Source organism: Streptomyces spirodelae, from assembly GCF_017676385.1.
GTDB classification, from domain to species: Bacteria; Actinomycetota; Actinomycetes; order Streptomycetales; family Streptomycetaceae; genus Streptomyces; species Streptomyces spirodelae.
The window spans coordinates 26571-46548 of record NZ_JAFFZN010000037.1; the positions used below are offsets into that span (position 1 = coordinate 26571).

General features: G+C 71.1%; 16 protein-coding genes. 4 read left to right on the forward strand and 12 right to left on the reverse strand.

The window, feature by feature from the left end; genetic code table 11:
- Positions 1–5: 5 nt before the first annotated feature.
- Entirely contained in the window at positions 6–719 is a 714-nt protein-coding gene (locus JW592_RS29555) for a M23 family metallopeptidase (RefSeq protein WP_209268320.1), read from the reverse strand.
- A 409-nt stretch (positions 720–1128) separates the two neighbouring features.
- Here JW592_RS29555 and JW592_RS29560 point away from each other — a divergent pair, with 409 nt between their 5' ends.
- Together JW592_RS29560 and JW592_RS29565 are read left to right on the forward strand one after the other, a co-directional pair.
- Positions 1129–4320, forward strand: a complete 3192-nt coding sequence (locus JW592_RS29560; protein ID WP_209268321.1) for an NACHT domain-containing protein — start codon at positions 1129–1131, stop codon at positions 4318–4320.
- 95 nt (positions 4321–4415) lie between these two features.
- A complete protein-coding gene (locus JW592_RS29565) occupies positions 4416–6998 on the forward strand; it encodes an NACHT domain-containing protein (RefSeq protein WP_209268322.1) in 2583 nt (860 codons plus the stop codon).
- A 73-nt stretch (positions 6999–7071) separates the two neighbouring features.
- Here JW592_RS29565 and JW592_RS29570 read toward each other — a convergent pair whose 3' ends face one another.
- From JW592_RS29570 to JW592_RS29595, 6 genes are all read right to left on the reverse strand, one after another.
- Positions 7072–9597 carry an ATP-dependent Clp protease ATP-binding subunit gene (locus tag JW592_RS29570; RefSeq protein WP_209268323.1) on the reverse strand — a complete coding sequence of 842 codons (2526 nt, stop codon included), beginning with the start codon at positions 9595–9597 and terminating at the stop codon, positions 7072–7074.
- 580 nt (positions 9598–10177) lie between these two features.
- A complete protein-coding gene (locus JW592_RS29575; protein ID WP_209268324.1) occupies positions 10178–10516 on the reverse strand; it encodes a histone-like nucleoid-structuring protein Lsr2 in 339 nt (112 codons plus the stop codon).
- Between the two features lie 160 nt (positions 10517–10676).
- Complete coding sequence (locus JW592_RS29580; protein WP_209268325.1) at positions 10677–11201, reverse strand: amino-acid N-acetyltransferase; 525 nt, start codon at positions 11199–11201, stop codon at positions 10677–10679.
- Positions 11202–11210: 9 nt separating this feature from the next.
- Complete coding sequence (locus tag JW592_RS29585) at positions 11211–11621, reverse strand: BlaI/MecI/CopY family transcriptional regulator (protein WP_209268355.1); 411 nt, start codon at positions 11619–11621, stop codon at positions 11211–11213.
- A gap of 126 nt (positions 11622–11747) precedes the next feature.
- Positions 11748–11918, reverse strand: coding sequence for a hypothetical protein (locus JW592_RS29590; protein WP_209268326.1), 171 nt, complete (start codon positions 11916–11918; stop codon positions 11748–11750).
- A gap of 116 nt (positions 11919–12034) precedes the next feature.
- Entirely contained in the window at positions 12035–12955 is a 921-nt protein-coding gene (locus JW592_RS29595) for a hypothetical protein (RefSeq protein WP_229377067.1), read from the reverse strand.
- Between the two features lie 401 nt (positions 12956–13356).
- Here JW592_RS29595 and JW592_RS29600 point away from each other — a divergent pair, with 401 nt between their 5' ends.
- Together JW592_RS29600 and JW592_RS29605 are read left to right on the forward strand one after the other, a co-directional pair.
- Complete coding sequence (locus JW592_RS29600) at positions 13357–13770, forward strand: hypothetical protein (protein ID WP_209268327.1); 414 nt, start codon at positions 13357–13359, stop codon at positions 13768–13770.
- Between the two features lie 98 nt (positions 13771–13868).
- On the forward strand, positions 13869–14117 hold the full coding sequence (locus tag JW592_RS29605) for a hypothetical protein (protein ID WP_209268328.1): 249 nt from the start codon (positions 13869–13871) through the stop codon (positions 14115–14117).
- Here JW592_RS29605 and JW592_RS29610 read toward each other — a convergent pair.
- The 5 genes from JW592_RS29610 to JW592_RS29630 are packed head-to-tail and all read right to left on the reverse strand — an operon-like array spanning position 14114 to position 19635.
- Positions 14114–14911 carry a type III pantothenate kinase gene (locus tag JW592_RS29610; protein ID WP_209268329.1) on the reverse strand — a complete coding sequence of 266 codons (798 nt, stop codon included), beginning with the start codon at positions 14909–14911 and terminating at the stop codon, positions 14114–14116. The two genes, JW592_RS29605 and JW592_RS29610, sit on opposite strands and share 4 nt — an antisense overlap.
- On the reverse strand, positions 14911–15957 hold the full coding sequence (gene nadC, locus JW592_RS29615) for a carboxylating nicotinate-nucleotide diphosphorylase (RefSeq protein WP_209268330.1): 1047 nt from the start codon (positions 15955–15957) through the stop codon (positions 14911–14913). The genes JW592_RS29610 and nadC overlap by 1 nt, the downstream gene beginning before the upstream one ends.
- Positions 15954–17690 carry an L-aspartate oxidase gene (locus JW592_RS29620; RefSeq protein WP_209268331.1) on the reverse strand — a complete coding sequence of 579 codons (1737 nt, stop codon included), beginning with the start codon at positions 17688–17690 and terminating at the stop codon, positions 15954–15956. The genes nadC and JW592_RS29620 overlap by 4 nt, the downstream gene beginning before the upstream one ends.
- Positions 17687–18589 (reverse strand): pantoate--beta-alanine ligase, encoded by a 903-nt coding sequence (gene panC / locus JW592_RS29625; RefSeq protein ID WP_209268332.1) that lies wholly within the window; start codon positions 18587–18589, stop codon positions 17687–17689. The genes JW592_RS29620 and panC overlap by 4 nt, the downstream gene beginning before the upstream one ends.
- Entirely contained in the window at positions 18586–19635 is a 1050-nt protein-coding gene (locus JW592_RS29630; protein WP_209268333.1) for a Rossmann-like and DUF2520 domain-containing protein, read from the reverse strand. Before JW592_RS29630 ends, panC begins: the two co-directional genes overlap by 4 nt.
- Positions 19636–19978: the final 343 nt, after the last annotated feature.

A 19978-nucleotide genomic window follows, 5' to 3' on the forward strand; every position in this document is an offset into this window, starting at 1 on the left:
CTGGGTCAGAAGGTGACGCCGACGGCGCGCATGGCGGCCTGCGGGTCGACGGCCGTGCCGTAGTTCGGACCCTTACGGATCTCGAAGTGCAGGTGCGGCCCCGAGGAGTTACCGGTGTTGCCGGACTTGGCTATGGTCTGGCCGGTCTTGACCTGCTGGCCGGGCTTGACGTTGACCTCCGACAGGTGCGCGTACTGCGAGTACGCACCGTTGTCGTGCCGGATCACGATCGCGTTGCCGTAGGCCGGGCCGTCGCCCGCGCCGTTCGGGCCGGCCTTGACGACCGTGCCCTTGTGCACGGACATCACCGGGGTGCCGACCTTGACGGCGAAGTCCTGCCCGGAGTGGTTGTGGGCCCAGCGGCCGCCCGCCTTGCCGTAGGAGGCGCTCAGCTCGTACTTGCCCGTGACCGGCTTGGTCCAGGAGACCTGCAGCCGCTTGGCGTCGCGTGCCGCCTTCTGAGCCGCGCGCTTCTTCGCCTCGGCGGCGCGCTGCTTCGCCTTCTTGGCGGCCTCGGCGGCCTTGCGGTCCGCCTCTGCCTGGGCCTTCGTGGACTCGGCGAGGCTGGCTGCCGTGCTGGTCCGGAAGATGTCGTGCTGGGCCTCGGCCTTCGCTGCTGCGATCGCGGTGCCGGCCCCCAGGGCCATCGACGCGCCGAGACCGGCGGCCAGCGCCGTGGTGTAGGTCCTGGCGCGCTTGGTGGTCCTAGACATCGTCATAGGGGTGCTACCTCCGGGAGGGGGGTTCGTGGAGTGCGCCTCGATGTGGACGCGACCCCCTTGGTAGCCGCCCAGAAATCGGACATCAAGGACCGTTATTACTAAAGAGCCACGTAGTAGCATGAGAGACCCAGGTCACTCGGTGCTCCCGGCGCAAGCCCCGCCCCCGGCAGTCCGAGCCCGGTGCGCCCCCGTGTCTCCGATCGCGCTTCGTACCCCCCGAAATCCCTGTGCCGCACCTCACGGCCCGCGCGCGCCGGAAGTGGTCCGGGTCATATGGCCCCGCTCACCCCGAGGGTCCCGGAGGGCGGGAGGGGGCCCTCATCGACGCGGCGCGCGGGCACCTCTACGCTTGCTCGCCGTACGCGACCCCGTACTGCGGGGAGTCGATGCCGAACGGGGGTTACGGATGGACGCGGGCGTCGCCGGACTGCGCATCGCCTCCAGCGTGCTGGCGCCACTGGTCAAACGCCTGTTCGTGACGGAGGCGGCGGGCGCCGGGTTGGTGGACCGGCCGGTGCGCCTCCGTGCGCTCGTCTCCTTCAGCGGCGAGAAAACCGAGCTGGGCCGGCCCGACCTGGAGAAGCTCGCCGGGGAACTGGTCCGCCGCGCCGTGCGGGACCTCGGCCCGCAGGAGGCGCCGTCCCCCAGTGAGGCGGAGCAGGTGGCCGCCCGGCTGGCCGACACCCTGCACGCGCTGGGGGACATCGGCCTCAGCGATGTGGAGGCCGTCAGCCTGGGCCACACCGACTTCGCCCGCGCCCTGCACGCGCAGGCCACCATGCACGACGCGCAGCCGGGCGCCGGGCCCGCCGAGGACGCGCTCTACCACCGGCTGCTGGAGACCGCCTGCCTGCACATCCTGCACTTCCTCACCAGGCGCTCCACCTTCGTCGCCCGCACCCTGGTCGAGCAGAGCCGCAAGCTCGGCGACCTGGTCACCCTCATCGACGTACTGATCGAGCGCGTGCCCTCCCAGTCCGCGCAGGACGCCGGGTTCGAGCAGCAGTACGCGCGCTACATCGCCAACAAGCACCGCACCCTGACCATCTACGGCATCGACGTGCAGCAGGCCAACGAGTGGCCGCTGGACACCGCGTATCTGAGCCTTCACGCCACGTCGACAGCCGGTCAGAGCGGGCCGCACCAGGAAGCCGGCTGGAAGGGCACGGGCAGCGACGGCACGGCGGACCCCCAGCCCGTCGAGCAGGCGCTCTCCGGCCATCGGCGGGTACTGCTGCGCGGCATCGCGGGGTCCGGGAAGACGACGCTCGTCCAGTGGCTCGCCGTCACCACGGCGCGCCAGTCCGAGCTGACCGGACAGCTCGCCCATCTGATCGGCCGGGTGCCGTTCGTCCTGCCGCTGCGCACCCTCACCCGGGGCGGCGCTGCGCTGCCGCCGCCCGCCGACTTCCTGGCCGCCGTCGGCTGTCCGCTGGCCGGTGCGCAGCCCGGTGGCTGGGCCGACCGGGTACTGGCGGCCGGGCGCGGGGTGCTGCTGGTCGACGGCATCGACGAGGTGCCCGAGGAAGAGCGCACGCGTATCCGCGCCTGGCTGCGCGACCTGACGCTGGCCTACCCGGACAACCTCCTCCTGGTGACCTCACGCCCCTCCGCCGTACGCGAGAACTGGCTGGGCGGCGACGACTTCACCGAGCTGTCCCTCTCCCCCATGCGCCCCGCCGACGTCGACCTGTTCATCGACCGCTGGCACGCGGCGGCGGAAGCCGAGGAGGATCTGGCCGACGCGCTGCGTACCGCCGTACGGGCCCGCCCCGACCTGTCCCTGCTGGCCACCAATCCGCTGATGTGCGGGCTGCTGTGCGCCCTGCACAGGGAACGGCACGGCTTCCTGCCGCGCGGCCGCAAGGCGCTGTACGACGCGGCCCTGTCGATGCTGCTGGAACGACGCGACCGGGAGCGGGCCGTGTACGCGGCGCATCCGGCGAGCGTCGAACTGGACGAGGACTCCCAGGTCGAGCTGTTGCAGAAACTCGCCTACTGGCTGATCCGCAACGGCCGCTCCGAGATGGCGCAGTCCGACGCCGTGGAGCTGGTGGAACGGATGCTGCCCGCGATGCCGTACGTCGCGGAGCAGGGCTCCGCAACGGAGATCTTCCGCTTCCTGCTGGTGCGGTCGGGACTGCTGCGCGAGCCGGGACATGGGGCCGTCGATTTCGTGCACCGCACCTTCCAGGACCATCTGGGTGCCAAGGCGGCGGTGGAAGAGCGCGACTTCGGTGTACTGGTGCACAGCGCGCATCTGGACCAGTGGGAGGACGTCGTACGGATGGCCGTCGCCCACGCCCGGCCTGATGAGCGGGCGCGGCTGCTGCGCGGGCTGGTGCAGCGCGGCGACGCCGAGCCCGAGTGCCGGGCTCGGCTGCATCTGCTGGCGATGGCCTGCCTGGAGCACGCGACGAAGCTGGACCCGGCGGTGCGGGAGGAGGTGGAGAAGCGGGCGAGGGAGCTGATTCCGCCGCGGAGCATCGATGAGGCCAAGGAACTGGTGCCGCTGGGTGGGGTGGTGCTGGATCTGTTTTCGGGGCTGGAGGAGTTGGACGAGGATGAGGCGGTGGCCGTGGCCCATGCTGCAGCGCAGATGGGCACCGACGCGGCCCTCGTCCTGCTGAAGCGGTTCGTGGACCATCCGTCATCGGCTGTGCTCCAGCAATTGGCCGGCCACTGGGACCGGTTCGACGCGGACGCGTACGCGAAGGAGATCCTCGCGCACCTGCCGGACTGGCGCGGGGTGCGCGTCACCGCGAGCACCGATGAACACCTTGCTTGGCTGCGCAGGCTGGGGCAGCGCTCGACCTCGCGTATCAGAGGCGCGTTCGCCGAGCACAAGATTCTTCAGGCCCAGCCCTCACCCGACGAGTTGGTGGAGCTGGCACTCTCACGCAACCCTGCCGTTCAACGGCTCGACTTCGTCCGGTCCTTCCAGAACCTGGACGAGCTGGACCTTCGTGAGTGCCCGGTGACGGACCTCGCGCCCCTGGCCGGCCTGCCCCTGACCACGCTGTATCTGTGGGACATGACGACGCTCGCGCACCTGGAGGGGATCGAGGCACTGCCCGGCCTCCGCTGGCTGGGGATGCGGGAAGGAACCCCATGTCCCCAGCTGGCACGGCTCGCCCCCCTCACCGAACTCGAGGTTCTTCTACTTCCTGAGAACACCAGCATCACAGGCATCTCGGCGCTCCGGAAGCTGACAGCGCTGAATCTCGTCAATGTGCGGCCCAGGCTCCCGGAAGAGGACTGGAGGGAGTTGGCCGAACTTCCCTGTCTCCAGGAGCTCACCTGCGAGCAGCACCACCTCGTCATGCTGCGGAGGTCCGGAGTGCTGTTGGCGGGATTGACCCGTCTGCGGCTGCTTCTCCAAGGAAGACCGATCCAGATGCGGTCGTTCCTCGAAATCTTCCCTTCATTGAATACGCTTCAGCTCACCCAACCCGCCGACTCGCTCGATCTCGCGCCTCTGGCTGAGCTCCCGAATTTCCGGCACCTCATCCTCCACCGCCCCCAGGGCCCCCTCGACCTCTCCTCCCTCCCCCCGCACATCGAGGTCACCGTCACGCCCTCACCCCGCCGAGGCTGACGCGAACACAGGGTGACCAAAGCCACACGTACGGCCTACGCTGGTCATCGACCAGTCAACAGACCACCGTCGCCCCCGCCAGGGAGTCCCCACGTATGGACCCCGCCGTCCGGCTCGCCTCGTCCGTCGCCGACCCGCTCGTCTGCCAGCTGCTGCTGCCCGTCGAGGCCACGCCCGACAGGGCGCGGGCCGACGAGGAAGAACTGCTGGCGCGGCTCGTCACATTCCGCGGGGAGAACCCGCCGCTGTCGTACGAGTCACTGCTGTCGCTGGCCCAGGAACTGGTGGGGCTGACCGCGCCCGCCTACCGGCTGCCGCCCGAGGACGAGCAGCCCGTGGCCGCCGTGCTCTCCCGGACGCTGTGGATCACCGGCGAGCTGGACACCACGGACGTACAAGCCGTCCGGCTGGGGCCGCAGGACTTCGCGCGCAAGCTGCGCTCCGCCGTTCCCGGCGCGGACCGGGAGCTGAGCGCGGACGCCGCCTGGTTCCACGACCGGCTGCTGGTCACCGTCTGTCTGCATCTGCTGCACCACCTGATCCGCCGCTCCCCGGTCCTCGCCGACCACATGCCGGAACGCGCCCATCGGATACGGCAATTGATCGACCTCAACGATGTGGAGGCGGTGCGGGGCCGTCCTGAGCCGTCCGCCGTGGACGCCGAGTTCGAGGCCAGGTACGCCCGTTCCATTGCCGAGCAGTACAACCGTGTGACCATCTACGGGATCGATCTGCCGAACCCCAACACCCCGGACAACTGGTCACTGGACGCCACCTATCTCAGCCTCAGCGCCGAGTTCGACAGCCCGGACCGGCGCGAGGGGAACGGCGACGACAGCGGCGAGCCCGTACTGGCAGCCGACCGGGCGCTGGGCGGCCACGAACGGGTGCTGCTGCGCGGGGTCGCGGGGGCCGGCAAGACGACGCTGGTGCAGTGGCTCGCCGTCTCCACGGCCCGCGATGTACTGCCGCCCGAGCTGGACTCGCTGCGCGGCCGCATCCCCCTCGTCCTGCCCGTACGCCGCTTCGCGCGCGAGGGCTTCCCCTCGCCTGACGACTTCCTGCGGGCCGTACGCCATCCGCTGGCCGACGAGGCGCCCGACGGCTGGGTGGCGCGGGTGCTCACCGAGGAGCGCGGGCTGCTGCTGGTGGACGGCATCGACGAGGTGCCCGAGTCCGAGCGGGCGGCGCTGCGCGACCAGTTGCGCCGGCTGATGCGGATCTACTCGGGCAACTTCTGCCTGGTCACCGCACGCCCCTCCGCCGTCGAGCCGAACTGGCTGGCCGACGAGGGCTTCGACGAGCTCTCGCTGGCCCCCATGAGCCGGGACCAGGTGGCTGCCTTCATCACCGCCTGGCACGCGGCGGCCGCCGACGACGAGGGCAAGGACCACCAGCGGCTGGCCGACTACCGCGACCAACTGCTGTCCTCCATCCCCCTCTACCGCGAGCTGCGCGGCCTGGCGACCAATCCGCTGATGTGCGGGCTGATCTGCGCGCTCAACCGCGACCGGTCCGGCTCACTGCCGCAGGGCCGCAAGGAGCTGTACGAGGCCGCCATGGAGATGCTCCTGCAGCGCCGGGACCCGGAGCGCCGTGTGCTGTACGCGGACGCGGTCAAGCTGCGGCGCGGCGCGCGGGAGCGGCTGCTGCGGAAGCTCGCCTACCGGATGCTGGTCGACCGGCGGACCGAGCTGACGATGGAGGAGGCGCTGGAGGAGATATCCCGCCATCTGCCCGCCATCCCGTCCACCGCGGGGCAGGGCGGACCAGAGGACATCTTCAACCACCTGCTGCTGCGCACCGGGCTGCTGCGGGAACAGTCCGACCGGTCCGTGGAGTTCGTCCACCGCACCGTGCAGGACTACCTCGCCGCCAAGGAGGCCGTCGAGCAGGGTGCCATCGACATGCTGCTCGACCACGCCCACGAGACCGAGTGGGAAGAGGTCATCCGGATGGCCGTCGCCCACGCGCGCCCCGCCGAATGCGCCCGGCTGCTGGGCGGTCTGCTGGCGCCCGGCCGCAAGGGTCTGCAGCGCAACCGGCGGCGGCTGCTGGCGGCCGCCTGCCTGGAGCACGTCACCGAGCTGGACCCGGAAACCCACGCCCGTATCCGGCGCGAGACCCGCCATATGGTGCGGCCCACCAGTCTGGAGGGTGCCCGCAGCCTGGGGTGGGTGGGTCCCATCGTGCTGGAGATGCTGCCCGAGCCCAGCGCCGTCTCGGACAAGGAGGCCCACCGGCTGGCGGTGACCGTCACCCGGATCAACGACGACGCGGCCATCCACTACCTCGCCCAGCTGCGGAACCGGGCCTCGCTGGAGCTGCGCGCCGAGCTGGCGCGGGGATGGCGCAGTTTCGACACCGACCGGTACGCCGAGGAGATCATCGCCCACCTCGATCCGGAGGGGCTGTACTTTCCCGTCTCGGACCGGTTCGAGCTGGCCGCGCTGCGGAAGCTGGGCGGGCGGGCACGCGTGCAGATCGTCGGGCCCTTCACCCCCGACGAACTGCTGGAGGGGCTGGTCCACGAACAGCTCACCCACCTGTGGCTCGCCTACGACCTCGGCGTGCCGATGGGGTGGCTGGCCGCGTTTCCCAATCTGGCGACGCTGCGGGTGAATCCCCGGCTACCGAGGGTGAGCGGGGTGCCGGACGGGATACGGATTCTGTCGTAGGAAAGCGTGAGAGGGACCGGCCCGTCCGGGCCGGTCCCTCTCACGCGGTGCAGCGCTCAGGCCGTCAGGCCGGTCACGCTTCCTTGCTCAGGTTGGGGCCGCCGCCCGCGGCGGACTCCACCGGGGGCGCGTCCGGAAGGGCGGACTTCTCCTCACCGCGGAAGGTGAAGCTCTTGGCCTCGCCCTCGCCTTCGGTGTCCACGACCACGATGTGACCAGGCCGCAGATCGCCGAAGAGGATCTTCTCCGACAGCACGTCCTCGATCTGGCGCTGGATCGTCCGGCGCAGCGGCCGGGCGCCCATCACCGGGTCGTAGCCCTTCTTGGCGAGCAGCTCCTTGGCGTCCTGGCTCAGCTCGATGCCCATGTCACGGTCCTTCAGCCGCTCGTCCACCTGCGTGATCATCAGGTCGACGATGCGGATGATGTCGTCCTGGGTGAGCTGGTGGAAGACGACCGTGTCGTCGACACGGTTGAGGAACTCGGGCCGGAAGTGCTGCTTGAGCTCGTCGTTGACCTTCGCCTTCATCCGCTCGTATCCCGCGCGGACGTCGCCCTGGGCGGTGAAGCCGAGGTTGAAGCCCTTGGAGATGTCCCGGGTGCCGAGGTTGGTCGTCATGATGATGACCGTGTTCTTGAAGTCCACGACCCGGCCCTGGGAGTCGGTCAGCCGACCGTCCTCCAGGATCTGCAGCAGCGAGTTGAAGATGTCCGGGTGTGCCTTCTCGACCTCGTCGAAGAGGACGACGGAGAACGGCTTGCGGCGCACCTTCTCGGTGAGCTGGCCGCCCTCCTCGTAGCCGACGTAGCCGGGCGGGGAGCCGAAGAGCCGCGAGACGGTGTGCTTCTCGCCGAACTCCGACATGTCGAGGGAGATCAGCGCCTCCTCGTCCCCGAACAGGAACTCCGCCAGCGTCTTGGACAGCTCCGTCTTACCCACGCCGGACGGGCCGGCGAAGATGAACGAGCCACCGGGGCGCTTGGGGTCCTTCAGACCCGCACGGGTGCGCCGGATCGCCTGGGAGAGCGCCTTGATGGCGTCCTCCTGGCCGATGACGCGCTTGTGCAGCTCGTCCTCCATGCGCAGGAGCCTGCTGGACTCCTCCTCGGTGAGCTTGAAGACCGGGATGCCGGTGGCTGTCGCCAGGACCTCGGCGATCAGCTCCTCGTCCACCTCGGCGACGACGTCCATGTCGCCGGCCTTCCACTCCTTCTCCCGCTTGGCCTTCTCGGCCAGCAGCTGCTTCTCCGTGTCACGGAGGGAGGCGGCCTTCTCGAAGTCCTGCGAGTCGATCGCGGACTCCTTGTCCCGGCGCACGTTCGCGATCTTCTCGTCGAACTCGCGCAGGTCCGGCGGAGCGGTCATCCGGCGGATGCGCATCCGCGAGCCCGCCTCGTCGATCAGGTCGATGGCCTTGTCGGGCAGGTAGCGGTCCGAGATGTAGCGGTCGGCCAGCGTGGCCGCGCCGACCAGGGCCGCGTCGGTGATGGAGACGCGGTGGTGCGCCTCGTACCGGTCGCGCAGACCCTTGAGGATCTCGATCGTGTGCGGCAGGGACGGCTCCGCGACCTGGATGGGCTGGAAGCGGCGCTCCAGGGCCGCGTCCTTCTCCAGGTACTTGCGGTACTCGTCCAGCGTCGTGGCACCGATGGTCTGCAGCTCGCCGCGGGCCAGCATCGGCTTGAGGATGCTCGCCGCGTCGATGGCGCCCTCGGCGGCGCCCGCGCCGACCAGGGTGTGCAGCTCGTCGATGAACAGGATGATGTCGCCGCGCGTACGGATCTCCTTGAGCACCTTCTTCAGGCGCTCCTCGAAGTCACCGCGGTAGCGGGAGCCGGCGACCAGCGCGCCCAGGTCGAGGGTGTAGAGGTGCTTGTCCTTGAGGGTCTCGGGCACCTCACCCTTGACGATGGCCTGCGCCAGCCCCTCGACGACGGCGGTCTTGCCGACGCCGGGCTCACCGATGAGCACGGGGTTGTTCTTCGTACGGCGGGACAGGACCTGCATGACCCGCTCGATCTCCTTCTCGCGCCCGATGACCGGGTCGAGCTTGGACTCGCGGGCAGCCTGCGTGAGGTTGCGGCCGAACTGGTCCAGCACGAGCGAGGTGGACGGCGTGCCCTCGGCGGGTCCGCCGGCCGTGGCGGCTTCCTTGCCACCGGAGTAACCGGACAGGAGCTGGATCACCTGCTGGCGCACCCGGTTCAGGTCAGCGCCGAGCTTGACGAGGACCTGGGCGGCCACGCCCTCGCCCTCGCGGATCAGCCCCAGCAGGATGTGCTCGGTACCGATGTAGTTGTGGCCGAGCTGAAGGGCCTCGCGGAGCGACAGCTCCAGCACCTTCTTGGCACGAGGAGTGAAGGGGATGTGGCCGGACGGCGCCTGCTGGCCCTGTCCGATGATCTCCTCCACCTGCTGGCGGACAGCCTCAAGCGAGATCCCGAGGCTCTCCAGTGCCTTAGCGGCGACACCCTCACCCTCGTGGATCAGGCCCAGAAGGATGTGCTCGGTGCCGATGTAGTTGTGGTTGAGCATCCGGGCTTCTTCCTGAGCCAGGACGACAACCCGCCGCGCGCGGTCGGTGAACCTCTCGAACATCGTTAATCGCTCCTCAGAGCGGTCAGGCAGTGAGGGGACGCTCCCCTCGCTGTCCTTCCGCAGCTTAGTCCCGCAACGGGGGACCGCTCATTCCAACTGCCGACGCCAGCCCAGTCGATCATGCGCCTCCTGCCCCGGACAGCCGACAACAGTTCCAACCCGATGGTGCGAGACGATGTTCCCGCAGGCCAGGCGTATTCACCTGGATCCACTACGCCGAAGGCGAACACCCCCGCACCGACGCACTCGCCTTGCGGCGGCACCTGTCACAGAGCACCCCCGCTCCGCCCCTGCCACCTGGGGCTTCCTGGCTGATAGAGCCTTCTTACCCGCTCGCGGTGACAATCCATGCGGCATCGGCCGGAAGCCGCACCCCACATCCGCTGAGGGCGAACACGCGGGCGGCCCTCCCGGGGGCACCGTAGTGCGGGCACGGTGGGTGACGGGAATCAACAGCGTGTGACAAGGGTGGCGTCAGGCGGCCCCGGCGGACCCGGGGCCCCTGGGGAGGCCGCCGCACGGGGGCCTCCCGGACCGGGACGACCATCGGGGTCAGGGTCGGCCTGTGAGCCGGAATGCGTCAGCCGTTGGCCTTCTCGTACGCCTCGCGAATGCTGGCCGGAACGCGACCGCGGTCATTGACCTCGTAACCCTGCTCCTTGGCCCACGCGCGGATCTTCGCGGTGTCCTGGCTGCTGCCGGAAGCGGAGCCGGTGCGGCTCCCCTTTCCGCGCGAGGAACGGCCACCGGTACGCCGGCCGTTCTTCAGATAGGGCTCCAGAGCGGAACGGAGCTTGTCCGCATTAGCGGTGGTGAGGTCGATCTCGTAGGACTTACCGTCCAGCGCGAACGTCACCGTCTCGTCCGCCTCGCCACCGTCGAGGTCGTCGACAAGAAGAACCTGAACCTTCTGTGCCACCTGCTACTCCCATTCGTCCTGGATAACGGATTACAGATACCGACGTGGAAAGCAAACCGCTTTTTTGGGAGAAACACAAACCCTGTGCTGAGTTTGCCCCGCTGCTGCGCTGGGATTGGCGGGATCTTTCGGACATAGTGGCGGCGTCCCGCCCGTCGCTTCACAGATACAGCAGCATGCGGCTGTTGCCCAAGGTGTTGGGCTTCACCCGTTCGAGTCCGAGGAACTCGGCCACGCCCTCGTCGGGGGAACGCAACAGCTCGCTGTAGACATCGCCGTCCACCGGGGTCTCGCCGATCTCCGTGAAGCCGTGCTTGGCGAAGAAGTCCACTTCGAAGGTGAGACAGAAAATCCGCCGCACCCCGATCCACCGGGCCGTGCGCAGGAGCTTCTCCAGCAGCAGATGACCGACGCCCGTTCCGCGCTGGGAGGGGTCGACGGCCAGGGTCCTGACCTCCGCGAGATCTTCCCACATGACGTGCAGCGCGCCGCATCCGACGACTTCCGCGTCCGCGTCCCGTTCCGCGACCCAGAACTCCTGGATGTCCTCGTAAAGGGTCACGGTTGCTTTGTCGAGGAGGATGCGGTCGCGCGAGTAGGCGTCGATCAGCCGACGCACCGCCGGGACATCGGCCGTACGTGCCCTGCGGATGGTGACCTGGGATAGCGGTGCGCGTTCTGCCATGAACGGACGCTATCGGCCCTCGCCATCGCCGCCCGCAGCGGGGGGATCGAGATGGACTCCGTTCAGATGTGCGACACGCAAGGCGGTGCGGAGGACTTCGGTCTGTTCCGGCGACATCATCCCGAAGAAGTCGACAAGAGCCGCGGCGGGGTTGTCGCTGGCCGACCATGCCTCGTGCATGAGAGCCGCGGAGTATGCGGCCCGGGTGGAGACGGCCGCATATCGATAGGCGCGGCCTTCTTGGTCCCGCCTCAGCCAGCCCTTCTGGCGCAGGTTGTCCATTACGGTCATCACCGTCGTGTAGGCGACGGTGCGTTCCTTCTGGAGATCCTCGAGGACTTCCCGCACGGTGACCGGGCGGTTCCAGCGCCATACCCGGGTCATCACGGCATCTTCCAGCTCTCCCAATGGCCTCGGCACAGAAGAATAATAGTGGAAAATGTCCGAATCGAGGGAATTAACCGGAAGGCGGGCGAGGTGGATCAGGGCGGGGTGGAGCAGAAGCACCCCGGGTCACACGGGCGGCCGCGTGCGGGCTTGCGAAGTTCAGCTCCGGCGCTTCTGTCGGGCCGCCTCGGCCCGCGAGACGGCGGCGTCCACGAGGCCGTCCTCCTTGGCCTTGTTGGCACCGCCCTGGGTCCTGACGATCGTCACGATGAGCGCCGTGAATGCCACCGCCATCACGAGCGGCGGGGTCAGTGCGGCGACGTAGTCCATGACTGGGCCTCCTCGGTGAACCGACCCCCAGGGTAACGCCAGACCTCAGGCCCGGACGGGCCCCCCTGAACGGACCGCCGGGCATATGCCGGGCCGGGGGCGGGCCGAGCGCCGGGTCAGGCCGGAACGGCGAGACCCCGCGCCGCGGGCCCCGGCCGCCCGCCGGGCCCCGACTGCTCCGGCTCCGTCTCAGCGGGCGGCTCCGCCGGGGGCGGCTCGGAAGGCGGCGTGGGCGGAGGCGTGGAGGGTGACTGCCGGCGGCGGGGCGGGAAGACCTCGGCGGGGGTGGGCACCGGCCGGGAGGGCGCGGCGGGCTGCGGGGAGCCGGGGCGCTTGGCAGGGCCGGGCTTCGCCGGGCCGGGCGAGGGCTTCCCCTGCCGCTGCGGTGACGGCTCGGGCCCGTCGTCGCCCTGCTCGCCCTCCTCGGAAGCGCGGACGGCGGGGATGCGGACGGCAAGATCGCGACGGTGGCCGAGATCGCCGCAGTCGCGGACGCGGGGCACGCCGGGGACGCTGGAGCCGCCGAGGGCGGCGTCGCGGGCGGAGCGAGCGGCGGAGGGGCGGACGCCGGGGACGCGCGCCGCGGAGGGGCGGACGGCGGGGACGCGGCTGCCCGGCCGCTCGTCGTGGGGCCGGCGGACCCGGGGGATGCGAGCCGCCTCGACGCGCCGGAGCAGAGCCTTGCGGCGGGCCCTCTCGCGCCCGCCCACCGGCCGGGCGGCCAGGGTGCGGAGCGCGGAGAGGTCGGCGGGGACGGGAAGGTACCCGGCGTCGAGGGCCGCCTCCAGCTGGTCCAGGTAGCCCGCTGCGGCACCCGGCAGGGCGGCGCGGTAGCGAGCGAGCTCAGCCCGTACGAAGGAGCGCAGCCGGGCGCCCTCACGGATCGTCTCGTCCACGGCCTGGGCGAGCCGCAGGTACTCCCGGGCCTGGTCGGGCGCGGGGTCGGACTGGAGGGCGATGGCGAGAGCGCCGCCGAGCACACGCAGCTCGTGCGGGCCGAACGCCACGCCGCCTCGGGAACCGTATGGCGTGGGCATGAGGCGACGATAGAGGGTGTAAGAGCTAAATGTGCTTATCGCCCGATTCACGGCGTGGCGGCCCTGCGCGCCGGGAAGCCGCGCCAAAAGGCGGTGCCCCGGCGATGGGCGAAGGACGGCACCAGGGCAGTTGTCGTCGTATACGGATTCTGCATCGGCAGTGTCTCCGGCTGATGTCCTCGTCGACCGTCATCACGTACGGCGCGGGACAAAGCGGGTGCGCAGGGGGACGGGGACGGTATCAGCGGCCGTCGGACAGCCGGAGCGGACGCGGAACGATGCACTACGGTCCCAGGCTCAAGCACTCACTTGTTCGCACGAACAGCCGAATGTGCAGCCACAGCGTCGCGTGCCACGCTCCCGGCCGACTCGGCGGAGCGGGCACGCAGAAGGGACATGAGATGCAGAGAAACGGAACGAGCAGGCTGCGGCGCGTGCTCACCACCGGCGGGACGATGGCTGCGGCGGGTGCGCTCGTCGGCACCCTGAGCACCGAGGCGTACGCCGCCAACATCGAGGTGGCCACCCGCGGAACAAGCTGGTGGGAGCCGGGCGCCGGTGTCGCCCGCTACCAGGAGAAGGGCGACTACCTGACCATCTCGGACCGCGCTGCGGACGGCGCCGGCGTCCGCGCCGCCCTGGCCGACGGGAACGGCAAGACGCTCCGTGCGCGCACCTACAGCGGCGGCGCCGGTGGCTCGAGGACGTGGAACTTCAACCTGCCGGAGAACAAGCGGATCTGGCTGCACGTCTGTCTGAAGGACAACGGGGAGATCAAGACCGCCACGTGCAGGTACTACGAGGGCCGCGCCTGAGCGCCTGACCCGCGTCATTGGAGGGGCGCGCCGCCGCGTGTCCCTCCGTCCGAGGCAGCGCGAGAAGCACGGACGGCGGACGGCCTGACCGGACCCTCATGTTGCGTGAGGCTTTCCGGACACGCGGGCTCGGATTCCTCGAATCCTTCAGCATCCCCGGCGGAGTTGTGCATCTGCGCCGGTGGGTCTTCCAGGACGTACTACCCGTCCCGGCGGCGAGCGCTCCGCGGCAGGCACCGACGATAAAAATCAGTTCCGCGTGCGTGCTCGACCAGATCGACTCCCTCGTCGAAGCCTGTCGTGCCGTCTCCCTGGACTGGGCCGAAGGCCCACGGGACACCGCCTAGTTCCGGTCGACGTTGCGTTCGTACACCAGGCGCAGCCCGATCAGCGTCAGCCACGGCTCGTGCTCGTCGATCACCGTCGACTCACCCAGCACCATGGGGGCGAGTCCGCCGGTCGCGATCACGGTGACATCCTCGGGGTCGTCCGCCAGTTCGGCAGCCATCCGGTTGACGACACCGTCCACCTGGCCCGCGAAGCCGTAGACGATGCCCGCCTGCATCGCCTCGACGGTGTTCTTCCCGATGACGCTGCGCGGCCGGGCGATCTCGATCTTGCGCAGCTGTGCGCCGCGCATGCCCAGCGCGTCCACGGAGATCTCGATACCGGGGGCGATGACCCCGCCGACGTACTCGCCGCGCGCCGAGACCGCGTCGAACGTGGTGGCCGTACCGAAGTCGACCACCACGCAGGGGCCGCCGTACAGCTCGACCGCGGCCAGCGCGTTGATGATCCGGTCGGCGCCGACCTCTTTCGGGTTGTCCATCAGGATCGGCACGCCCGTCTTGACCCCGGGCTCCACCAGCACCGCCGGAATGTCGCCGTAGTAGCGACGGGTCACCTCGCGCAGCTCGTGCAGCACGGACGGAACGGTCGAACAGATGGCGATGCCCTCGATGTTGTCGCCGAGTTCCTCGCCGAGCAGCGGATGCATCCCCATCAAACCGTGCAGCAGTACGGCCAGTTCGTCCGCCGTACGACGTGCCTCGGTCGCGATCCGCCAGTGCTCGACGATCTCCTCGCCGTCGAACAGGCCGAGCACGGTGTGGGTGTTGCCGACGTCGATGGTGAGCAACATCAGCGCTGCCCCTCTCGCACGTCCGAGCCGTCCCGCAGGTCCCCGCCGTCCCGCAGGTCCAGGCCGATGTCGAGGATCGGGGCCGAGTGGGTGAGCGAGCCGACGGCGAGGAAGTCCACACCGGTGGCCGCGTACTCGGCCGCGTTGGCCAGGGTGAGCCGCCCGGAGGACTCCAGCCGCGCCCGGCCCGCCACCAGGGTGACGGCCTCCGCCGTCATACCCGGCGTGAAGTTGTCCAGCAGCAGCAGATCGGCACCCTGGTCGAGCACCGGCGGGATCTGGTCGAGGCGGTCGACCTCCACCTCGATGGGGATGTCGGGGAACTCGGCACGCACCCGCGCGAACGCCTCCGCGACACCGCCCGCCGCGATCACGTGGTTGTCCTTGATCAGGGCGGCGTCCGAGAGCGACATCCGGTGGTTGACGCCGCCGCCGCAGCGCACCGCGAACTTCTCCAGGGCGCGCAGCCCCGGCGTGGTCTTGCGGGTGTCGCGCACCCGCGCCTCGGTGCCCTCCAGCGCGTCCGCCCAGGCCCGGGTCGCGGTCGCGATACCGGAGAGGTGGCACAGCAGATTGAGCGCGCTGCGCTCGGCGGTGAGCAGGTCACGGGTACGGGTGCGGACGGTCAGCAGCCGCTGCCCTGCCTCCACCCGGTCGCCGTCCAGCGCGTGCCGTTCCACCTCGAACTCGTCGGTGCACACCACCGACAGCACCGCCTCGGCCACCCGCAGCCCCGCGACGGTGCCCGACTCGCGCGCGGTGAAGTCCCCCGTCGCCACGGCGTCCTCCGGGATGGTGGCGACGCTGGTGACGTCCACGCCCCGGTCGAGGTCCTCCTCGACGGCCAGGTGGGCGATGTCCTCGACCTGCACCGGGTCGAGACCCGCGTCGGCCAGCAGTTGCGCCAGGTCGGGGTCCAGGCCGCACTCCAGCGGGTCCAGCTCGTCCGGTTCCGACGAGCAGCCGCAGCCGTCGCCGCAACCGCCCGGCTCGGACGGTCCCGAGGGGCCCTGGCCGATCTGGAGGAGTGGGAGGTCGTCGGTCACTGTTGCTCCTTGGGCGGGGCGGCGACCGCGGGGAAGGCGGTCGTCCGGGTCGTACGGAGGGTGAAACGGGCGCCGGGACGCTCAGCGCTGTCGAGGGTGACGACGATGTGGCGGCGCCACTGCTCGTCGTCGCGGTCCGGGAAGTCCTCGCGCCAGTGGCAGCCGCGGGTCTCCTCGCGGCGGAGGGCCGCGGCCACCAGCACCCGCGCCACCAGGTGGAGATTGGCCGTCTCCCAGGTGTCCACGCCCGGCTCGGGGCTCTTCCCGTCCACTGTGGCGGTGAGGGCCGCCAGCTTCTCGGCCGCCGAGGAGAGGGACCGGGCGCTGCGGAGGACTCCGGCGCCCGCCGTCATCAGGTGCTGGATACGGGTGCGGGCGGCGGCGGGCAGCAGCGGCGCGGCGGGCCCGCCCTCGGCGACGACCGCGGGTCCTGGTGCCCGGTGCCCTGCGGCCAGCACCGACTCGGCGATCCGCTCGGCGAAGACGAGGCCCTCCAGCAGGCTGTTGGAGGCCAGGCGGTTGGCGCCGTGGACACCGGTGCAGGCGGCCTCCCCGCAGGCGTAGAGGCCGGGCACCGTGGTGCGGCCGCTCAGGTCGGTACGGATGCCGCCGCTGGCGTAGTGCGCGGCCGGTGCCACTGGAACGGGCTCGGTTACGGGGTCGATGCCGTGGGCCCGGCAGGCGGCGAAAATGGTCGGGAAGCGGGTCTCCCACATGGCGGCGCCGAAGTGCCGGGCGTCCAGGTACATGTGGTCGGTGCCCTGCTCGGCCGCGTGCCGCATGATGCCCTTGGCCACGATGTCGCGCGGCGCCAGCTCGGCCAGCGGATGGGCACCCTGCATGAAGCGCACCCCGTCGGCGTCCACCAGGTGCGCGCCCTCCCCGCGTACGGCCTCGGAGATGAGCGGCTGCTGCCCCTCCGCCTCCGGGCCCAGATAGAGCACCGTCGGGTGGAACTGGACGAACTCCAGGTCGGAGACCTCCGCGCCGGCGCGCAGTGCGAGAGCGACCCCGTCCCCGGTGGAGACCGCCGGGTTGGTCGTCGCGGCGTAGACCTGTCCCATGCCGCCGGTGGCCAGGACGACGGCGGGTGCGCGGACCGCGCCGACCCCGTCGTGCTGCCCCTCGCCCATGACGTGCAGGGTGACACCCGCGGTGTGGCCGTCCGCGTCCTTGAGCAGGTCCAGGACGAGGGCGTTTTCGATGGTGCGGATGTTCTGTGCGCGTACGGCGTCCACCAGGGCGCGGGAGACCTCGGCGCCTGTGGCGTCACCGCCCGCGTGGACGATGCGGTTGCGGTGGTGGCCGCCCTCACGGGTCAGCGCGATCTGCCCGGTCTCGGCGGAGCGGTCGAAGTCGGCACCCGCCTCGATGAGCCGCCGTACGGCCGCGGGGCCCTCGGTGACCAGGGTGCGCACCGCGTTCTCGTCGCACAGCCCGACCCCCGCCTCCAGGGTGTCGTCCAGGTGCTGCTCGGGGCTGTCCCCCTCGCCCAGCGCGGCGGCGATGCCGCCCTGGGCCCAGCGGGTCGATCCGGCGTTCAGCCGGGCCTTGGTGACCACGACGGTACGGGCGCCGCCGGCCGCGCAGCGCAGCGCAGCGGTCAGCCCGGCGACCCCCGAGCCGACGACGACCACGTCGGCGTCCAGGTTCCAGCCCGGCGGCGGCGCGGGCAGCGCGGTGCCGGCTATGCCGGGTCCGAGGGTGGCGGGTGGCCGGCTGTGGGCGGTCATCGTGCTTCTCCGGGGTGCTGTGCGGGGTGCGGTGTGCCGAAGTGCAGGGGGACGTTGTCGATCAGCCGGGTGGTGCCGGCGCGGGCCGCGACGGCGAGGACGGCGTCACCCCGCCACACGTCGTCGGTGATCTCCGCGAAGCTCCCGGGATCGACCAGCGCGACGTAGTCCACGTCCAGGCCCTGGCCGCCGGGCCGCACCGCGGCCGGTTCCAGCACCTGCCGCGCGGCCCGCAGGACGGCTGCCGGGCCCTGTGGCACGGCCTGCTCGCCGGCGCGCAGGGCGCGCGAGAGGGCGAGGGCACCGGCGCGCTCGGAGTCGCTCAGATAGCGGTTGCGGCTGGAGAGCGCGAGGCCGTCGGGTTCGCGGACGGTGGGGACGGCGACGACCTCCACGGGGAAGTTCAGATCCCGCACCATCCGGCGCACCAGGGAGAGCTGCTGGGCGTCCTTCTGCCCGAAGAAGGCCACATCGGGCGCCGTGAGGTGGAGCAGCTTGGCGACGACGGTGAGCACCCCGTCGAAGTGGCCCGGGCGGAAAGCTCCCTCCAGCACGGCACCCATCGGCCCTGCGGAGATCCGCACCTGGGGCTCGCCGCCCGGGTAGACCTCGGCCACGGACGGCGCGAACACCACGTCAGCGCCCTCCTTCCCGGCGAGCTGGACGTCGGCGTCCAGAGTGCGCGGGTAGCGGTCCAGGTCCTCCCCGGCGCCGAACTGGAGCGGGTTGACGAAGACGGTGACCACCACCTGGCCCTCGGGGCCGACCAGCTCGCGCGCCGCGCGCACCAGCGCCGCGTGGCCCTCGTGCAGCGCGCCCATGGTCATGACGACGGCGCGTTCAGCTTCGCGGGCGAGGGAGCGCAGTTCCGCCGCCGTGGCGACGAGGTGCGGGCTCATGTGTCCGCCTCCCCGCCGACGTCACCGTCGCTGCCCGGCCCTTCGCTCTCGCCGCCTGGGCCCTTGCGCTCGCCCTTGCCGCCCGGACCTCCGCCCTCGCTGCCGGAAGCCGCCAGGACGTCCAGCAGCGCCTCGGCGGGCTCCGCCTTGAGCAGTCCGTGTGCGAGCGCCCGGTCGGCGGTCGCGCGGGCCATCGCGAGGTAGCCGGCCACCGTCTCGGGCGCGCTGCGGCGCAGCTCGGCGATGTGCGCGGCGACAGTGCCCGCGTCGCCGCGCGCCACCGGGCCGGTCAGCGCGGCGTCGCCGGAGCGCAGGCCGTTGTCCAGGGCAGCGCCCAGCAGCGGGCCCAGCATCCGGTCGGGGGCCTGCACACCGGTGGCGCGCAGCAGATCCATCGACTGGTTGACGAGGGTGACCAGATGGTTGGCCCCGATGGCGAGGGCCGCGTGATACAGCGGGCGCGCCTGTTCGGCGACCCACTCCGGCTCGCCGCCCATCTCGATGACCAGGGCCTCGGCCGCCAGCCGCAGTTCCTCGGGCGCCGTCACCCCGAACGCGCAGCCGGCCAGCCGCTGCACGTCCACCGAGGTGCCGGTGAACGTCATCACCGGGTGCAGCGCCAGCGGCAGCGCTCCGGCGCGCAGCGCGGGCTCCAGCACCGAGACGCCGAACCGGCCGGAGGTGTGCACCAGCAGTTGCCCTGGACGGACGGCACCGGTCCGCGCCAGCCCTGACACCAGGTCCGGCAGCGCGTCGTCGGGCACCGTCAGCAGGACCAGCTCGGAGCGGGCCAGCACCTCGGCCGGGTCCACCAGCGGCACTCCGGGGAGCAGCTCGGCGGCGCGGCGGCGCGAGGCGTCCGAGACGCCGGAGGCCGCGACGGGACGGTGCCCGGCCAGCCGCAGCGCCGCCGCCAGTGCCGGGCCGACCCGTCCGGCGCCGACGACGCCGACGGACAGCCGCGCCGGGCGGTCCTCGGCCCGCGCCGGGCCCGACGGATCGGGCCCTCCCGTGCCGTCCGGGAGGTGGGGATGGTGTGCGTTCACGAAAGTGGCCTTCCGTATGCGTTCCGGTCCGCTCAGCCGTCGGTACCGGACGAGACCAGGCCATGCTAAGCCCTCCGCGCGCGGCGCCGGAGGGACCGGGGTGCGGTACCCCGCACGGTCCGGCCGGGGGTCCGGTCCGCCGTCCGGCCGGAGGTCCCGTTCACGGGCCGGTCCGTGGACCGGGCGACGGTTCGGTCCGCCGTTTCCTCCGCGGTTGTGCCGAGCGCCTTCCGGGCCTCCCTACGAGCCACCCACCACGCCCGCAGCAGCTTCGCCTCGTGGGCACCCGGTTCCGGTGGCGGCGGCTGCTCCTGGGAGCGGAGCCGCCAGACGTCCAATGCGT